The organism is Clostridium minihomine (assembly GCF_900240385.1).
Taxonomy (GTDB): domain Bacteria; phylum Bacillota; class Clostridia; order Oscillospirales; family Acutalibacteraceae; genus Faecalispora; species Faecalispora minihomine.
Genome location: NZ_OEQH01000001.1, coordinates 495535 through 511922, shown reverse-complemented (window position 1 = coordinate 511922; position 16388 = coordinate 495535). Strand labels below are relative to the sequence as shown.

Sequence of the window (16388 nt, the reverse complement as noted above, 5' to 3'; positions counted from 1 at the left end):
TTCTTCTTTCCCGGGAAATGACGAAACAATAGATTGCACATCACCGTGATTTTTTCTTCATAATCAGCAAAGAAAAGAGCATAAAAAGGAAGAAACTTCCCTTTTCATGCTCTTTTTGGTTGATATTAGATTTTTCATTTGACCTTTTGCCGATTCGTGTTACGGTCACTGCTTTATCTTAATCGTCCCGGTTCTTTTTGCCGGTGATTTGTTCCACATTGATTTTGACAATGGTAACCGCAGCCAATTGTTTGCGGATTACTTCATCCCGCCGGTCCAGCACGCCGGGCGCCAGAATATCACAAAGCTGTATCAAACGCTTGGTTTTCTCCTGTGGATCCGTAATGAAACTGGCAGTGCCCGTAGCAATCACACTGTCATAGTGGGTCACAAAGCGTTCCGGCATAATGGTTTCCTGCCCGATTACCGCAAAAGATACCCGGTTATTCTCTTTCAAAATATCCAGCTTGCGGCCTTTGACAAAACAGTGAAAATAAATGGCCTGCTCTTCCGGCAAATAAAAATAATTCAGCGGCACGCCATAAGGCTCCCCATCAGGGGTGGCAATGGACATTATGCCGTATTTCCCTTCCTGCAGCACCTGAATGGCTTCTTCCTGTGACATCACTCTTCTTGGGTTCATCTCGAATTCTCCTTTTGTTTGGGCCGGCTCCTTAGCCGCCCGACTGTTTCTGTATTCGGCACAGCTGAACTGCACGTATAAGATGATTCTGAAACATAAAACAACTTTCGGCGCCATAGGCAGCGAATCGTTTCTTGTAACTTCAAATTACATCAAAAGTATAACAGCTTCCAGAAAAAACAACAAGTATTTGCCCCCACCCATTGATTTCCTTTGAAAAGCCTTTGGGGGATTATCTGGCTTTGCCTTTGTAAGACAACCCCAAAGCAAACCCGGTTGTCTTGTGGGACTGGCCCATGTTATAATAACTTTTAACCATTCTCAAGAACATACAATCATAGTTAAGCCATGATTTATCTTTTCTTTGGGAAATGGATGCCAGTATCAGACGCATATATATCAAACGAAAAATCATAACAACAGGAGAAAACCATATGATCCGAATCCTATTTGTTTGCCACGGAAACATCTGCCGCTCCCCTATGGCGGAATTTGTAATGAAAGATTTGGTCCAAAAACAAGGGCTAAGCCGATCGTTTTCGATTGCATCCGCCGCCACCAGCACAGAAGAAATCGGCAATCCCGTTCACCGGGGAACTGTGGCAAAATTAAAAGAATATGAAATCTGTGCCGGCGGAAAATATGCTGTGCAGCTAAATCGATCCGACTATGATCGATATGATTATCTGCTGGGGATGGACAGCCCAAACATAAGAAACATGGTTCGGATTCTTGGAAAGACCGACCGACAAAAGGTCCGCCGGCTTCTGGATTTTTCACCGCATCCCAGAGACATCGCGGATCCTTGGTACACCGGCAATTTCGACATTACCTATGATGATGTTCTGGAAGGCTGCGAAGCTCTTTTAGAGTATTTGAAAAGCCACCACAATCTGGAACAATAACATTAAAATTTTAGAAAAACAGAAGGTCTAATGGAATTCTTTTTCTTTCCCGGAAGCACTCTCCGCCCGTCTAAATAAGATGACTTCACTCTATTTTACGTACTTAATTAAGTCAAAAGCAGCATTCTCTGAAAAAGAGAATGCTGCTTTTTTAAATGGAGGTTTCTTCCACATCGGGAATATCATAAAATCATCTGCCCCGAGCAGGTTTTTATTCGTACACAAACCGGCGCACACAAATACGCTGTTGGGCAAGGCGCACCAAAAGAATTTGAATCGGTATCATAATCAGGCATTTAATTGCCCGGGCCGGCAGCAAGACAGCGGCCGATTTGCCCAAAAGAATAGTAAGCCAATACGTATCCAGCCCCAGATTCAGCACAATACAGATTATCAGTACTGCCGCTATCAGGCGCCATGGTTTTTCGGAATTGCGATACAGCAGCAGGCCATAAACAGCTCCGGTCAAAGCGGCTGTCAGGGTAAATCCGGGGAAAAACGCACCAACGGGGAACAAAAATGCCCCGATAATATCTGCGATTCCGGCGCACATCGCGCCCCAAATCGGTCCATAACAGATTGCCGCAATCGCGATTGGCAAAAAAGCAAAGCTGATTTTTACAATGGGAGTTGAAATTGCAAAAAATCGGGAAAGGATAATTTCTGTCGCAATCAGCAGACCCAACATCACAATCTGCTTGGAACTAAGTTTTTTCATAAATGGTCTCCTTCAACAGCAAAGTATGAACATACCAGAAACCGCGGGTCTTCCGGCTTGTCTGCGCTCATAAATTGGCAGAGGGCTGACAAAAAGTCGGCTGCGGCGGCGCCCAACACGCCGCGGCAGCCAATTTGGAAAATAGGAGTAGAGCGCAGTTCTTGCTGGAGGTTCTATGGGATATATGGTTTAGAACAGGCCGGAAATCCGTCCGTTCTCGTCCACATCAATGTTTTCTGCCGCAGGCTTTTTGGGAAGTCCGGGCAAAGTCATCACATCACCGGTCAAAGCCACGATAAATCCGGCACCGGCCGATACCTTCAAGTTGCTTACCGAAACGGTAAAGTCTACAGGGGCACCCAGGCTCTTGGCGTCATCGCTAAAGCTAAATTGGGTTTTCGCCATGCAAATGGGCAGATTTCCAAAACCAAGCTCTTCCAGCTGAGCCGCCTGTTTGGCCGCATTGGGGGTCAACACAGCGCCCTTGCCGCGGTATACCCGCTGAACAATGGTATTCAGCTTCTCTTTGATGGACAAACTCTCATCATAAACGAAATTAAAATGGTTGGGGGCTTCGCACAGGCTGATGACTTCCTTCGCCAGTTCAATCGCACCTTCGCCGCCCTTGGCCCACACTTCGCTCAGCGCAACGTTTACGCCGATTTCCTGGCATTGTGCGCGAACCAATTCCAGCTCTGCCTCGGTATCAGTGGGGAAACGGTTGATGGCAACCACGCAGGGCAGACCATATACATTGGTGACGTTTTCCACATGACGAAGCAGGTTGGGCATTCCATTTTTCAGCGCTTCCAGGTTTTCGGTGTTCAGGTCAGCCTTGGCCACGCCGCCGTGATGTTTGAGGGCACGAACGGTGGCAACAACCACAACCGCGCTGGGGGCAAAGCCAGCCATACGGCATTTGATATCGAGGAACTTTTCTGCACCCAAATCCGCACCGAATCCGGCTTCTGTAACGGCATAGTCACCCAGTTTTAATGCAATGCGGGTTGCCATAACCGAGTTGCAGCCATGAGCAATATTGGCAAAAGGACCGCCGTGAATAAAGGCCGGGGTTCCTTCCAAAGTCTGAACCAGGTTTGGTTTAATGGCATCCTTAAGCAACGCGCACAGCGCGCCTTGGGCACGCAGCTGGCCGGCTGTTACCGGTTCGTTGTCGTAAGTATAGCCAACAATCATGCGGCCCAGCCGCTCTTTCATGTCGCTGATGGAAGAGGACAGGCAAAGCACCGCCATAATCTCAGAAGCAACGGTAATATCATAACCATCTTCGCGGGCAACGCCGTTGGTGCGCACACCCAAACCATCCACAATGCTGCGCAGCTGACGGTCATTCATATCCACAACGCGCTTCCAGGTAATGCGCTTGGGATCAATGCGCAGTTCATTGCCCTGATAGATGTGGTTATCCAGCAACGCCGCCAGCAGGTTGTTTGCAGCGCCAATGGCGTGGAAATCACCGGTAAAATGCAGATTGATGTCCTCCATAGGAACAACCTGTGCATAACCGCCGCCGGCCGCACCGCCCTTGACACCAAAAACTGGGCCCAGCGAAGGCTCACGCAGAGCCACAACCGCTTTTTTGCCAAGACGGCGCAGGCCATCGGTCAAGCCCACGCTGGTGGTGGTTTTACCTTCACCGGCAGGGGTGGGGTTAATGGCGGTTACCAAAATCAGCTTGCCATTGGGGCAATCTGCCATATCACTGAGAAGTTTGTAATCCACCTTCGCCTTGGTGCGTCCATACAGTTCCAGATATTTTTCGTCAACACCCGCAGTCTTTGCAATCTCGCGGATATCCTTGGGGTCATACTGCTGCGCGATTTCAATATCAGATAAAAAAGCCATTGTTACAGTCCTCCTGATTCATTATTTTGATTCCGGAACGCCATCTGCGTCCCGCTGAATATGTCCCGTCCCTATGCGGAACCGTTCCGTCAATGTAACAATACCACACAGGAAACAGCGATACAATATCCAAACTTTCGTCTTTCGTCTTATTTGACGATTATAAGACGTAAAACCATACAGCTTTCACAAATTCGGTATCCTTTTGAATGATGACCGCCCAAATTTCCGCATGCCGCCAAGCCGGCCAGCGTATTTTACAATGCCGTTCCGGTAAAACACACCTGGGCAATCATCAACTTTGCCGATACGCCACCCCCGTTCTTTACCTTTATTATATCAGGAGTAAATCCCTCATTGTCAAGCTGTATAGCCTGATTTGTGGATAAAGTTAACAGATCGTCCCCCATACTTCCGTGCACCTCGCCTTCTACACACCAGATCAAGAGCACGTTGCGGCCCGTTGCTTCCGGCAAAGTCAAGGGCAAAGCACATTCTTCCCCGGGCTTCAAGGTACGCCCAAAGGCCTCCCCTGTGCAAACACCTTTTCGGGTCATCAAATTATAATCGGTTACTTTTCCTTTGCTGCGGGTATTCCATGCGCCGTCAAATCGGCTGAACTCCATTTCTTCCAGCACTTCCGGTTCCCGGCTCCCATTGTAATAAAGAAACAGCCGCCCTTTCACAGGTGCAATCATACGCTCATAATCCGGCAGCGGGGTAAATTCCGATTCTTCCAGCTCCACACTGGCGGAACTCACCCGAAAGTGAAAGTTTCGATCTGCATAAACCGCTTCGGGCGGATCAATGGCAATCTGCGTTGTTTTGCCGCCGGACCAGTCACTGACAACAAATTGGTTCGGGGTGATTTTTTTCCATTGCAATCTTTGTCACACTCCCCTTTTGTATTTTGAATTTTATGGTATATTTTTTCTTTTGGAATCAAACTATATGCAGTATAGCCCCCAGTTCGTCTAATAAACGTCACAAACCCATGCCAAAGGCCGTTGGATACGTTTTAGACGGTTGCGTTCCCCGGAATCTTCCTTTATGATGAAATTGTAAGCGATGGTATTCGCCCTGCGGATACCTCAAAATAAAATTCACATAGAAACGGAGCCGAGCATTATGATGAACAAAATTCTGGAATGTGTACCCAATTTCAGCGAAGGCCGGGATCTGGAAAAAGTGGAAAAAATCGTCTCTTCCTTCCGTGGAAAAGAAAATGTAAAACTGTTGGATTACAGCACCGATAAAGATCATAACCGCTGCGTCGTTACCGTGGTGGGCGAACCCGAGCCCCTGCGCGACGCTGTGATTGAGGCAATGGGAACTGCCGCCCAGCTGATAGACATGACAAAACACGAAGGCCAGCATCCCCGCATGGGCGCTACCGACGTGGTTCCTTTTATTCCCGTTCGCAACTGCACAGTGGAAGAAGCCGATCAGATTGCGAAAGAGGTTGCCAAAGCCGTAGCAGAAAAATTTGAAATCCCAAGCTTCCTGTATGAAAAGTCTGCCACAGCAGCCCACCGTGAAAATCTGGCCGCCATCCGCAAAGGCCAGTTTGAGGGCATGGCCGAAAAGATGAAGGATCCCCAGTGGAAACCCGATTTCGGCCCCGAAACCATTCATCCCACCGCAGGCGTAACCGCAATCGGCGCCCGTATGCCTTTGGTTGCTTACAACGTCAATCTGGACACCCCCAATTTGGACATCGCAACCCAAATTGCCCACAAGATTCGCCACATCAGCGGCGGATTCCGCTATGTGAAAGCAATGGGCGTTATGCTGGAAGACCGCAACATCGCTCAGGTGTCCATCAACATGACCGACTACACCAAAACATCGTTGTACCGCGTATTTGAAACTGTTAAAATGGAAGCCCGCCGCTACGGTGTGAACGTGGTGGGCAGCGAAGTCATCGGCCTGACCCCCATGGCCGCTTTGATCGATTGCGCGGAATACTATTTGCAGATTGAGAACTTTAATATGGATCAGGTACTCGAAACCCGTCTGTAAGCCAATAATTTTCGGAGGTAATACCCATGGAAATGAAAAACATGACCCTTGAGGTCTTTTGTGCAACAACCGCTTCTAACGAACCGGCCCCCGGCGGCGGAAGCGTTTCTGCACTGGCCGGCGCACTGGCCGCTTCTCTTGCCGAGATGGTGGCCCAGCTGACCATTGGAAAAAAAGGATATGAAGATGTTTCGGAAGAAATGACACTGCTGGTTCCTCAGGCTGCCGCTTTGCGCGCAGAACTTTTGGATGAGATTACCCGTGACAGCACTTCTTTTAACGCTTATATGGACGCCCTTGGTCTGCCGAAAGAAACCGAAGAGGAAAAAGCAGTTCGCCGTCAGGCCATGCAGGATGCGCTCAAAGAAGCGGCTGAAGTACCCCTGAGCGTGGCAAAAACTGCGGCAAAAATTATGCCGATTGCTTCCGTTCTGGTGAAAAAAGGGAATTCCAATGCAGTGACCGACGGTTTGGTTGCCGCCATGATGACCCGCACCGCCGTGCTTGGTGCTTTGCTGAACGTAAAAATCAACTTGGGCTCCATTAAAGATGATACTTATGTAGCCAAAATGAAAGAAACCATTCGTGAAATTGAAACTGCTATCATTCGTGACGAAGCCGCCGTTCTCGCCGATTCCCCACTGGCTGACTGAACGCACTCTTCCTTGTAACTCATTAAAAGCAGCCGGATATCTCTCCGGCTGCTTTTTTGTTGCAACGTGAATATAAAAAAATTGTTTCTTAATTTTTAAGCGCTGTTGTCTCCCTGCTGGGATTGCTTCTTGAAATATTGTTACCGAGTGCTTTTCAAATTTTTTGAGCCCTTGTCCCCTCTGTTTCATAAAAAAATACAATCGCCTCTTTTTGCAGCAAAAAGACAAACAGAACCCATAGGCAGAAAAAACAAAAAAGTGTTAGGTAAAATTTTTTCTTAAATCCTTCTGCCCATTTTTACGAAGTCCCTTTTCTGATAAAATAAACTCATTAAAAAAGAACCCGAGCGCTCATTTCTGGCACAAAAGATCTCATACTAAGATCTATCGCGGTTCCAATGGCATTCCGGTCTATTTCGTGTAAGATTTTATGATGTCATCTCATTAGTATGTTAAATTTTCATCTTATTTCCGTCTTATCCCTCTTGTCCGCAAGCCGTAATCTTCTATTTCAGCAAGAAAGATATATGAAATAGAGATTATTCCGCCTCTTGGGATCATAAAGATATTTTTTACGCATATTCCTTCTTCCCTTGCTTTGCCTGCCATTTTAACGAAAAATTAGGGGGAAAACAGTTGAATCAATAACTTTTGTAACTTTCGCACTCATTTCTCCAAGTTTTTCCCTTCCCTTTATGATAGATTAGAAAAGAAAAAAATTTAAAATTCCTACAAAAACACTCATAATTTACTCATATTTAAAAGTAACTGATGTCGTCTTAGACGTTTCTTTGACAGCACATCCGTATAATTATTGAAACGTCAGCTGTAAAATTGTGTGCAAGTTACACCGACATCACTTCAAGTAAAAGGAGATTGTGGAATTATGGAGACGATTATTTTAACCGGCCAGACCCTAACTTTGGATGAGGTTGTCCTGGTTTGCCGACAAGACGCCCCGGTCGCACTGTCTGAAGAGGCAAAACAAAATATTATTGAGTCCCGCAAGGTTGTGGATCAAATTATTGAAGAGGAACGCGTTGTTTATGGTGTGACCACCGGATTTGGAAAATTCAGTGATGTGGTCATTAACTCAGACGAATGCAAACTGCTTCAAACGAATCTGATTATTACCCACGCTGTGGGCGCAGGCGAGCCTTTCGCCCGTGAAATTGCCCGCGGAATTCTGTTGCTGCGCATCAACAATCTGGCAAAAGGATATTCCGGTGCCCGCATGGAAACCGTTCAAACCATGGTTGACATGCTTAATAAGGGTGTGACCCCGGTTGTTCCTCAAAAGGGTTCGTTGGGTGCTTCCGGCGACTTGGCTCCCCTTTCTCATGTGGTACTGCCCATGCTGGGACTGGGTCAGGCAGAATATCAGGGTGAAGTTCTGGATGGCGCCGAAGCTATGAAGCGTGCTGGAATTCCCACCATTGAATTGAGCGCAAAAGAAGGCCTGGCTCTCATTAACGGCACTCAGGTTATGACCGCAGTGGGCGCATTGACTGTTTATGATGCTCTGCAGCTCATCAAAGTTTCTGACATTGCCGCAGCACTGAGCTTTGAAGCACATAACGGCGTTACGGATGCATTGGATTCCCGCATCCATACCATTCGTCCCCATCAGGGTCAGATGGATACCGCACGTATTTTAAAACAATTGCTGGAAGGCAGCAAAAACACAACCCGTCAGGGCGAAATCCGCGTTCAGGATGCTTATTCCCTGCGCTGCGTCCCGCAAATTCATGGCGCCAGCAAAGATGCCATTAACTTTATCAAGCAAAAAGTAGAAATTGAAATTAACTCCGTTACAGATAACCCAATTATCATGAAGGATACCATGGAAGGAATTTCTGGCGGAAACTTCCACGGACAGCCCATGGCCTTACCCTTCGATTTTCTGGGAATTGCTATTGCAGAGCTGGCAAACGTATCCGAACGCCGCATTGAGCGCCTGGTGAATCCCGCATTAAGCGGCCTGCCGGCCTTTTTGACCAAAGACGGTGGTGTAAATTCCGGATTTATGATCGTTCAGTATTCTGCTGCCGCACTGGTATCAGAAAATAAAGTTCTGGCACATCCGGCCAGCGTTGACAGCATTCCTTCCTCCGCCAATCAGGAGGATCATGTCAGTATGGGTACTATCGCAGCGCGCAAAGCCCGTGAAATTCTGGGAAATGCCCGCCGTGTACTCGCCATGGAGCTGATGTGCGCTTGCCAGGCTATCGATATGCGCGGCGACAAGGGTATGGGCGTCGGCACAGCCCCGGCATATGAGGCAATCCGCTCCCTGGTGTCTACTTTAGAAGAAGACCGTCCCTTGTATGAAGACATCAACAAGTGCGAAAGTGTTATCCTTGATGAAAGCTTAGTCTCTCAGGTAGAATCCAATGCTTCTGTCATTGAATTCTAATTCATAAATTGCATTTGATAGTGCGGCGGCTGGGTGGTTTTTCCAGTTCCCCTCAGCCGTCGATTTTGCAAAATAAGAAGAGCAGAGTCGGCTTGTTTCACAAAATTTGACGCCATATCATTTCAAGATTGCAATAATAGAAAATCTTAATGATTAGCTGTTGATATTGCATCAATATTTATGCAATAATGAAGGAGTGGATCTGCAAATGAAAAAATGATGTTTCTGAAGTTTGTAGAATTGTGGTGTACATGATAAGGAAAGGGGGAATCACTCATCCATTTTTAACGGACAGATAACATAAGGAGGGGGCTCTTTGTTACCGGTTGCGTGTGTGCGTCCGAAGCATACTCCTTATCAAAAAAAAGAGGAGGTATTTTTATGATTTTGACAAACCCAGTACTAATTTCCGTTGTTGTACTGCTCGTTCTGTGCCTTCTGAAAGTAAACGTTCTGTTGGCTCTGTTTATCTCTGCCGTAACAGCCGGTTTGGTTGGCGGCATGGGCATTGAACCGACTATGACAACCTTTATCGCCGGTATCGGCGAAGACCCTGAAACAGCCTTGGCTTATGTGATGCTGGGCGGCCTGGCAGCCACCATTAGCTACACGGGTGTTTCTGATATTTTGGCGGTGAAAATTGCCAAGGTCGTTGATGGCAGAGCATTGGTATTTATTTTCGTTATCGCATTTATTGCCTGCCTGTCTCAGAACCTGATTCCAGTACATATTGCCTTTATTCCGATTTTGATTCCCCCGCTGCTGATTGTCATGAATAAGATGAAAATCGACAGAAGAGCAGTTGCCTGCGCTCTTGCCTTTGGCCTAAGAGCACCTTATGTTGCTATTCCTGCCGGATTTGGCTTAATTTATCATGGCATCATCGCCAACAACATGACCAAGAACGGCATGGTTGTTGACAAAATGGAAGTATGGCGTTATACATGGACCCTTGGTATCGCCATGCTGATCGGCCTGATTCTTGTGGTGATGTTCCTGTATCGTAAACCAAGAGAATACAAAGATGTTCAAGGCTTTGCGGTTGATCTGGATTCCGTTGACACCACCATGACACCCAAACACTATGCTGCTGTAATTGCTGCTGTTGCCACATTGGTGATTCAGCTGGTAGCCGGTTCTCTCCCGCTGGGTGCTCTGGTCGGTTTGGCCATTATGTTCCTGTCCAAGGCAGTCAAATGGTCTGACATGGATAAGATTATGGACGAAGGCGTCGGACTCATGGGCTTCATCGCTTTCGTAATGCTGGCTTCCAACGGTTTCAGTGCTGTTTTGCGCGATACCGGCGGTGTCGAGCAGCTGATTCAAAGTTCCTTGCAGTTCATTGGCGGCAACCAGTTCCTGGGCGCCTTGATCATGATGACAGTTGGTCTGTTTATTGTTATGGGCACCGGTACTTCTTTTGGTACCGTTCCTGTTCTGGCTGTTTTGTATGTGCCGCTTTGCGCACAGCTGGGCTTCAGTGTCGCGGCGACCACGCTCTTGATCGCTGCCGCTGCCACCATCGGCGACACCGGCTCCCCTGTTTCTGATACCACATTGGGACCGACGGCCGGACTCAACGCAGATGGTCAGCACGACCACATTTGGGACACTTGCGTTCCAACCTTTATCGCATCAGACATTCCCATTTTCGCCTGGGCTCTTCTCAGCCACTTATTTATTTAAGAACAGGCTAAAGGACGATTTGGGTGTATCTTTTCCAATTGGTTTGATATGGTGATTCCTTTTGTTTCACCGTATAATCGGTGGCCAATAAAAATGTAGAGTCAGGGCAAAATTGCTGAAATCAGTGATTTTGCCCTGACTTCGTTTTCTCTTTAGAAAATCATAGCACCAATGACAGAGAACAGCATTGAGCCGGTTACAAAGAAGAGAATCTGTGGGATGCAGCTATCCCAGATATGATCATGCTGCCCATCCACATTCAGTCCGGCTGTGGGGCCTAACGTGGAATCAGAGGCAGGGGAACCGGCATCGCCAATGGTTGCGGCTCCTGCAATCAACACTACGGTAGCACCCACATCGAACCCAACCCGCTGTGCAAACGGAATGTACAGTGCGGCCAGAATCGGAACGGTACCGAACGAAGAACCGGTACCAATGGTAAGTACTAACCCCAACAGAATCATTGCAATTGCAATGGCCAGATGGTTGGTTCCAATCACGTTAATGGTGGCGTTTACCAATGCATCCACATTGCCGCTTTTCGTCAAAACATTGCTGAATCCGGCTGCGGTCAGCATCACAAAGGCCATGAATCCCATAATGCCCACGCCCTTATCTACCACATCATTCATGTCTTTCCATTTGACCACTCCAAAGAACATAAAGAGCAGCAGACCGGTCATTGCGCCGATAACCATAGAGTCAAATGTCAGCTGAAGAACCACAATGGCAATGATTCCAATTAAAGTTCCAATATGTTGTTTGGTAAACTTCTTTCCGCCTGTTTGGGCCAATTCTTCAGACACTTCTGTCGCCTGAATAAAATCACCGTCTGCCGCGGAATATTCCCGGGGTTTTCTATACACAAAATAGGCCCCGATCATTCCAAACACCATACCTAATCCGATGATGGATGTATATTTCCACACGTCCATAGTGGCGACCGGCATACCGTGCAGCGCCATATTTTTTGCAATGATTGTGTGGAAAATCAGGCCGAATCCCACAGGGAATGTGACCCAAGTGGCCTTCATACCAAAGGCCAAAGAGCAAGAAGCCAATCTTCTGTCAAGCTTCATTTCGTTCATGAGCACCAGCAGACTGGGGATAATCATGGGAATGAATGCAATGTGAATCGGAATAAAGGTCTGGGACAAAGCAGCCATAATAATCAGTAAAAGAACCATCTTGATTTTGCTGCCCTTAATTAATCCAGATAACTTTGAAGACGCTATCGTTGCCAGCCCCGACCGTTCAATGGCTACGGCAACCGCACCCAATAACACATAACTTAATGCCGTTTCGGCGTTTCCTACCATTCCCTCTGCAAAAAAGTTCATCACATCAGAGAGTTCGATCCCTGATAACAGTCCGCCGACCATTGAGGAAATCACCAGTGAGAAAATCACGTTGACCTTAATTAGGCAAAGTACCATCATTACGGTAACCGCAACAATAATAGGGTTGGTTATTATTTCCATAAAATACCCTCCTTAAATTCATGATTTTTGCTTTCACAGTTTCGGGTGATTTTGATTGCTCCGCAAATGAAAGTGTAAGAAATCCGACCTAACTAGCCAGACCGAACAAAGAGCCCGGTTTAACCCGCAAATCCCCTTATGAATGATTTGCACAGGATATTCGCAGTTCTATTTCCCTGCATTAACGGTTGCGATATCACATCCTTCAATTCATTCCAAAATTCCCGCTTTGCCGGCCTGCTTTTCAAAAAGCGCTCTGCCGAATCCACCATGCCTACAAGATTCCTTGCCCGGGTGATCACCCCAAACTGACAGGGGCTTTTGCAGGCATGGACAAACCGTTTTTTACCGCAAAAGGATTAGTTAACCAGATCATCGGGTGTTTCGCCCCGCAGCATACGAATGGCATTCCATGCTGCCCGGTTCCGCAATTCTTCAAAGGATTCCTGCGATATGTAAGAAACATGGGGTGTCACAATGCAGTTTTTAGCACTGAAAATCGGTTCCTGATCCCGAGGTGGCTCATGAGTGATGACATCTACTGCCGCACCGGCAATAACCTGATTGTTTAACGCCTCAATCAAATCATCTTCTTTCAGAATTGCTCCCCGCGCAGTATTAATGAGGTATGCGCTGGGCTTCATCATCGCAAATTCTTTTGTCCCCAGCAATCCTGTGGTGCTCTCGTCCAGACGCACATTCACGCTGACATAATCCGCCTGGCTCAGTCCTTCCTCCAGCGTTACCTTTTGAATCCCCTGTTCTTTTAAAAAGCTTTCGTCCCGATTGGGATCATAACCTAAAACCGTCATCCCCAGACTTTGGCAGCGCTTTGCCACGGTTACACCGATTCTTCCGCAGCCCACCACCAACAATTTAGAGCGAGAAATCCGCCGGGGTGGCTGTTTCACTGCCTGAGCGCCCCAGGCCCCGTCGCTTAAATTGCTGTGATACACAGGCAGCCCTTTGTAAAAATGAAAGATTGCCGCCAGCACATAGTCTGCTAAATCTTCTGCACAGTAACCTTGTACATTTGTGACACCGATGTTTTTGGCCCGAGCCGCCGCCGTATCCACCCGATCATAGCCGCCGCCCAAGAGGGCGATGCCTTTGCAGTTTTCCAGGCGCTCAATGGCAGAAGCGGGAATGTGTGCATAAACCTGCCCGATAATTGCATCTGCCCGGTAGCCAAATTCCTTTAAATCTTCTTCATAATCATAGCTGGAAAACTTCAGCTCACAGTCTGGATACTGCTCCCGCAGCACCGCTGTTTCCAAATCGTAATCCTTCCATTCTTCATCAATAAACCAAAACAAGGGATGTTTCATCTTAGGTACCTCCCGATAGACTTAAATATGAATTTTTTATTTGCTCAGGATCCCGGCAGGACGGAAAAGTGCCTTTTTTCAAGATGCTGCTGTATGGTACTCTCTTGATGGCAATCCACCAAGCCCGGCACAGCTTATTTGAAGATTCCACCCATTCCGTCCATTACCAAGATTCGTGAATTAATCCCGCAGGATTTCCACCGTTCCGTGATTCGCATCCACTCTTACAATGTCGCCATCCTGCAATTCGTCATAAAAAGCTTGATCCACTTTATCGACCATGGGGATTTCCATGATAATGGTGCTGGATACCAAAACGGTTTCTGGGTGCTGAATTATCATTGCCTTGGGTGCGTTGCCACGGGTATTCAACTGATAGATTCCATCGGCCTGCACCACCGAGCTTCCCTTACCGCTGGGGAACAGCAGGATTTTCTGTGCAATGCTTCTGCCTTCCAAATCGTGCCCGGGCTCAATCACCGTGCCGGTTTTGGGATCAATCAAATAAAACATGACATCGTCTTTTGAAATGACCACCTGACCCTCGGCAACTCCTTCTGAGATTTTGTGGCAATTAAAAATTTTCTTTTTCATCTTATTTCACCTCACCTGTCAATGCCGCTTTAATGCAGGCATCCAAATCTCGAATCACAAAGTGAATTCCTCTGCGCTGGGGGTAATAGGCGCATTTCGGAGATTCGGTAACGCCCACTTTTCCGTTCAGATGATTCCAGCAGGGCTGATCCGGGCAAGTATCGGGAACGATGTATCCGCCGGCTTCTGAGATAATCTGATCCAGTCCCATTCTTACGGCCATCTCTTTGACATGGCTGGAAGTCAAAATCCACATTTCTTTCGCCATTTTTTTGCCGTGGACTTTTTGTGCGATATGCAGGACTTCTTCCAAAGTGAAGTGAGGACAGCCAAACATTACAAAGTCAATTTCACGATTTCCTTCCAAAGAAATCTTCGTGAGCTCTTCCTGCAAATCCTCATTGGTAATCACCACTTTGCGCTTGGGTTCTGTGCCGCCAAAGGCCGCTTCCACCGTGGGAGCTTCCGGCGTAAACCCAACAATGTGATACATTCCATAAGCGCCGGAAGTATTCAACTGTGCGCCCAGGTTGCGCAAAGACTCTTTGCTGATGTGTTTGGGAAGCCCGGTAAACACAGGAATTCCATTTCCAATCTTTTTGCCCATCATGCCCAGCATATGATAATCATAAGGAGTTTTCATATCGGCTTTGACTTCTACCAAGATATCTCCTTTTCGATTTTCATCCATCAACAGCCCATATTCCGGAACAAAACCGGTAATGGCCGCACACAAGGCACTGTTGGCGCCTTCCCGGTTGGTTCTGGCCCCCCAGACAGAATTCACATACGGGGTAGCGCTGGATTCGGAAAAGGCAATCACTTCTTTGTAGTTGGGCACGTTCGTGTCTATGTATGGTGTGCAGTTATAACTTAAAACCGCACCCAAACCTTGATAGGCATTGTGGGTTCTCTGCATCAAATCTGCGTCTTCTTTGGATACCATGCTGTGATCTTTAAAGAAAGACAGGCAGAATCCGGGGTTTACCGTGGGGGCAATTCTGCATTTGGCACCTGCCTCCAATAATTTTTCTGCAAACCAAAGATCCGCTTCCTGATTGCTTAGCGCGACATGCGCCCGGGTAATAGGAACCATGCGTTCGGCGTCAAAGGATTCTCCGATTGCAACCTGAATTTTCATTGCGTATGCGGTTCCTTTTCCGTATTTGCCGTCCAACATATCTTGTTGTTCTTGTGTCAACTTCATAGCTTTTCTCCTTTTTAAGTTCTCAGTCTAAAAAGACTGGATGAAACCCATATGAAGCAGTCGATCTCAAACAGATGATAGAACTTTCCTTTTCCTTTAGTAACAAACCAAATGGATTGTCTGCAAAAGATTCGACACTTTTAATGGATCAGAGTAAGAATTAAAATATCCCATTTTTGCCATATGTTTCCAGTGGATTGTTTTTAAATAAATATTCACTCTGATGTTGACTTCATTATACACACCCCTTGTCAAAGAAACGTCTAAGAAAATTTACTAAAATTATGATTTGATCGGGGTTATTTTTATTAACACTATACCTTAATTACAGAATACTACATAAAAAATTATAAATCAATCAGATTTAATATGCATTAGAATAAGGTTATTTCAGTATATTTATTCAAAAAGATTTTGTTTCTATTGCATTTTACTATAAAATTATAAAGCAAAAAATGCAAATTAAATTTCTTCTAAAAGAAAAGAATTATAGTAACTTGTTTCTTATTTGATACATCAAACAAAAAATCAGGCTTGTAATAAGATAAAAAGAACAGAATTCTTTTCAAAGCTTCTTATCAGAGATATCACTATTTGTTATGCAGTTAATATGGTAATTCGATAAAGTGGAAAAGTAAGGAAAAAATAGGCTTTTCGACAGTTCTTATATACCATTTGTGAATTAAGTTCACTTTCAAAAATCATTTTGTCTGCTTTTTTTATAAAAATAAAGAATATAAGGAGAAAAAACGAAGGAAGAAAGCAATCAACCTTCTTTTCTTTTTTAATAAAACAATTGTGGTTTAGACGGCAGGTAAAACATAACTCTCTGAAAGAAAGACAACGTCCCTAATATCGGTACCTTCACA

General features: G+C 46.3%; 13 protein-coding genes. 5 read left to right on the top strand and 8 right to left on the bottom strand.

Annotated elements, in window-relative coordinates:
- Positions 1-178: 178 nt before the first annotated feature.
- The gene (locus tag C1A02_RS02395; protein WP_243577888.1) at positions 179-643 is read right to left on the bottom strand and encodes a pyridoxamine 5'-phosphate oxidase family protein; all 465 of its coding nucleotides are present in this window, start codon (positions 641-643) and stop codon (positions 179-181) included.
- A 434-nt stretch (positions 644-1077) separates the two neighbouring features.
- Here C1A02_RS02395 and C1A02_RS02385 point away from each other — a divergent pair, with 434 nt between their 5' ends.
- Entirely contained in the window at positions 1078-1548 is a 471-nt protein-coding gene (locus C1A02_RS02385) for a low molecular weight protein-tyrosine-phosphatase (RefSeq protein WP_101696596.1), read from the top strand.
- A 211-nt stretch (positions 1549-1759) separates the two neighbouring features.
- Here the strand turns inward: C1A02_RS02385 and C1A02_RS02380 are convergent, their stop codons facing one another.
- The 3 genes from C1A02_RS02380 to C1A02_RS02370 all read right to left on the bottom strand — a co-directional run bounded on the left by C1A02_RS02380 (position 1760) and on the right by C1A02_RS02370 (position 5016).
- Positions 1760-2266: a folate family ECF transporter S component gene (locus C1A02_RS02380; RefSeq protein ID WP_101696595.1), complete on the bottom strand. Its 507-nt coding sequence runs from the start codon at positions 2264-2266 to the stop codon at positions 1760-1762.
- Positions 2267-2455: 189 nt separating this feature from the next.
- Entirely contained in the window at positions 2456-4132 is a 1677-nt protein-coding gene (locus C1A02_RS02375; protein ID WP_101696594.1) for a formate--tetrahydrofolate ligase, read from the bottom strand.
- A gap of 257 nt (positions 4133-4389) precedes the next feature.
- A complete protein-coding gene (locus C1A02_RS02370; protein ID WP_101696593.1) occupies positions 4390-5016 on the bottom strand; it encodes a HutD/Ves family protein in 627 nt (208 codons plus the stop codon).
- A 244-nt stretch (positions 5017-5260) separates the two neighbouring features.
- Between C1A02_RS02370 and ftcD the strand changes: the two genes are divergently transcribed.
- From ftcD to C1A02_RS02350, 4 genes are all read left to right on the top strand, one after another.
- The gene (gene ftcD, locus C1A02_RS02365; RefSeq protein WP_101696592.1) at positions 5261-6154 is read left to right on the top strand and encodes a glutamate formimidoyltransferase; all 894 of its coding nucleotides are present in this window, start codon (positions 5261-5263) and stop codon (positions 6152-6154) included.
- A gap of 26 nt (positions 6155-6180) precedes the next feature.
- A complete protein-coding gene (locus tag C1A02_RS02360) occupies positions 6181-6807 on the top strand; it encodes a cyclodeaminase/cyclohydrolase family protein (RefSeq protein WP_101696591.1) in 627 nt (208 codons plus the stop codon).
- 886 nt (positions 6808-7693) lie between these two features.
- Positions 7694-9223 (top strand): histidine ammonia-lyase, encoded by a 1530-nt coding sequence (gene hutH / locus C1A02_RS02355; protein ID WP_101696590.1) that lies wholly within the window; start codon positions 7694-7696, stop codon positions 9221-9223.
- Positions 9224-9604: 381 nt separating this feature from the next.
- Positions 9605-10909, top strand: coding sequence for a Na+/H+ antiporter NhaC family protein (locus C1A02_RS02350; RefSeq protein WP_101696589.1), 1305 nt, complete (start codon positions 9605-9607; stop codon positions 10907-10909).
- Between the two features lie 152 nt (positions 10910-11061).
- On the opposite strand, the gene C1A02_RS02345 is transcribed toward C1A02_RS02350, so the two are convergent.
- The 4 genes from C1A02_RS02345 to C1A02_RS02330 all read right to left on the bottom strand — a co-directional run bounded on the left by C1A02_RS02345 (position 11062) and on the right by C1A02_RS02330 (position 15519).
- Positions 11062-12390: a Na+/H+ antiporter NhaC family protein gene (locus C1A02_RS02345; protein ID WP_101696588.1), complete on the bottom strand. Its 1329-nt coding sequence runs from the start codon at positions 12388-12390 to the stop codon at positions 11062-11064.
- A 359-nt stretch (positions 12391-12749) separates the two neighbouring features.
- Positions 12750-13718, bottom strand: coding sequence for a C-terminal binding protein (locus C1A02_RS02340; protein WP_101696587.1), 969 nt, complete (start codon positions 13716-13718; stop codon positions 12750-12752).
- A 180-nt stretch (positions 13719-13898) separates the two neighbouring features.
- Positions 13899-14312 carry an aconitase X swivel domain-containing protein gene (locus C1A02_RS02335; protein WP_101696586.1) on the bottom strand — a complete coding sequence of 138 codons (414 nt, stop codon included), beginning with the start codon at positions 14310-14312 and terminating at the stop codon, positions 13899-13901.
- Position 14313: 1 nt separating this feature from the next.
- A complete protein-coding gene (locus tag C1A02_RS02330) occupies positions 14314-15519 on the bottom strand; it encodes an aconitase X catalytic domain-containing protein (RefSeq protein ID WP_101696585.1) in 1206 nt (401 codons plus the stop codon).
- Positions 15520-16388: the final 869 nt, after the last annotated feature.

Excerpts from the sequence above, each read along its gene's own strand:
- ftcD (WP_101696592.1), top strand. The coding sequence starts at position 5,261 with ATGATGAACAAAATTCTGGAATGTGTACCCAATTTCAGCGAAGGCCGG.
- C1A02_RS02350 (WP_101696589.1), top strand. The coding sequence starts at position 9,605 with ATGATTTTGACAAACCCAGTACTAATTTCCGTTGTTGTACTGCTCGTT.
- C1A02_RS02375 (WP_101696594.1), bottom strand. The coding sequence starts at position 4,132 with ATGGCTTTTTTATCTGATATTGAAATCGCGCAGCAGTATGACCCCAAG.
- C1A02_RS02335 (WP_101696586.1), bottom strand. The coding sequence starts at position 14,312 with ATGAAAAAGAAAATTTTTAATTGCCACAAAATCTCAGAAGGAGTTGCC.
- C1A02_RS02360 (WP_101696591.1), top strand. The coding sequence starts at position 6,181 with ATGGAAATGAAAAACATGACCCTTGAGGTCTTTTGTGCAACAACCGCT.
- hutH (WP_101696590.1), top strand. The coding sequence starts at position 7,694 with ATGGAGACGATTATTTTAACCGGCCAGACCCTAACTTTGGATGAGGTT.
- C1A02_RS02385 (WP_101696596.1), top strand. The coding sequence starts at position 1,078 with ATGATCCGAATCCTATTTGTTTGCCACGGAAACATCTGCCGCTCCCCT.
- C1A02_RS02380 (WP_101696595.1), bottom strand. The coding sequence starts at position 2,266 with ATGAAAAAACTTAGTTCCAAGCAGATTGTGATGTTGGGTCTGCTGATT.
- C1A02_RS02330 (WP_101696585.1), bottom strand. The coding sequence starts at position 15,519 with ATGAAGTTGACACAAGAACAACAAGATATGTTGGACGGCAAATACGGA.
- C1A02_RS02345 (WP_101696588.1), bottom strand. The coding sequence starts at position 12,390 with ATGGAAATAATAACCAACCCTATTATTGTTGCGGTTACCGTAATGATG.
- C1A02_RS02340 (WP_101696587.1), bottom strand. The coding sequence starts at position 13,718 with ATGAAACATCCCTTGTTTTGGTTTATTGATGAAGAATGGAAGGATTAC.
- C1A02_RS02395 (WP_243577888.1), bottom strand. The coding sequence starts at position 643 with ATGAACCCAAGAAGAGTGATGTCACAGGAAGAAGCCATTCAGGTGCTG.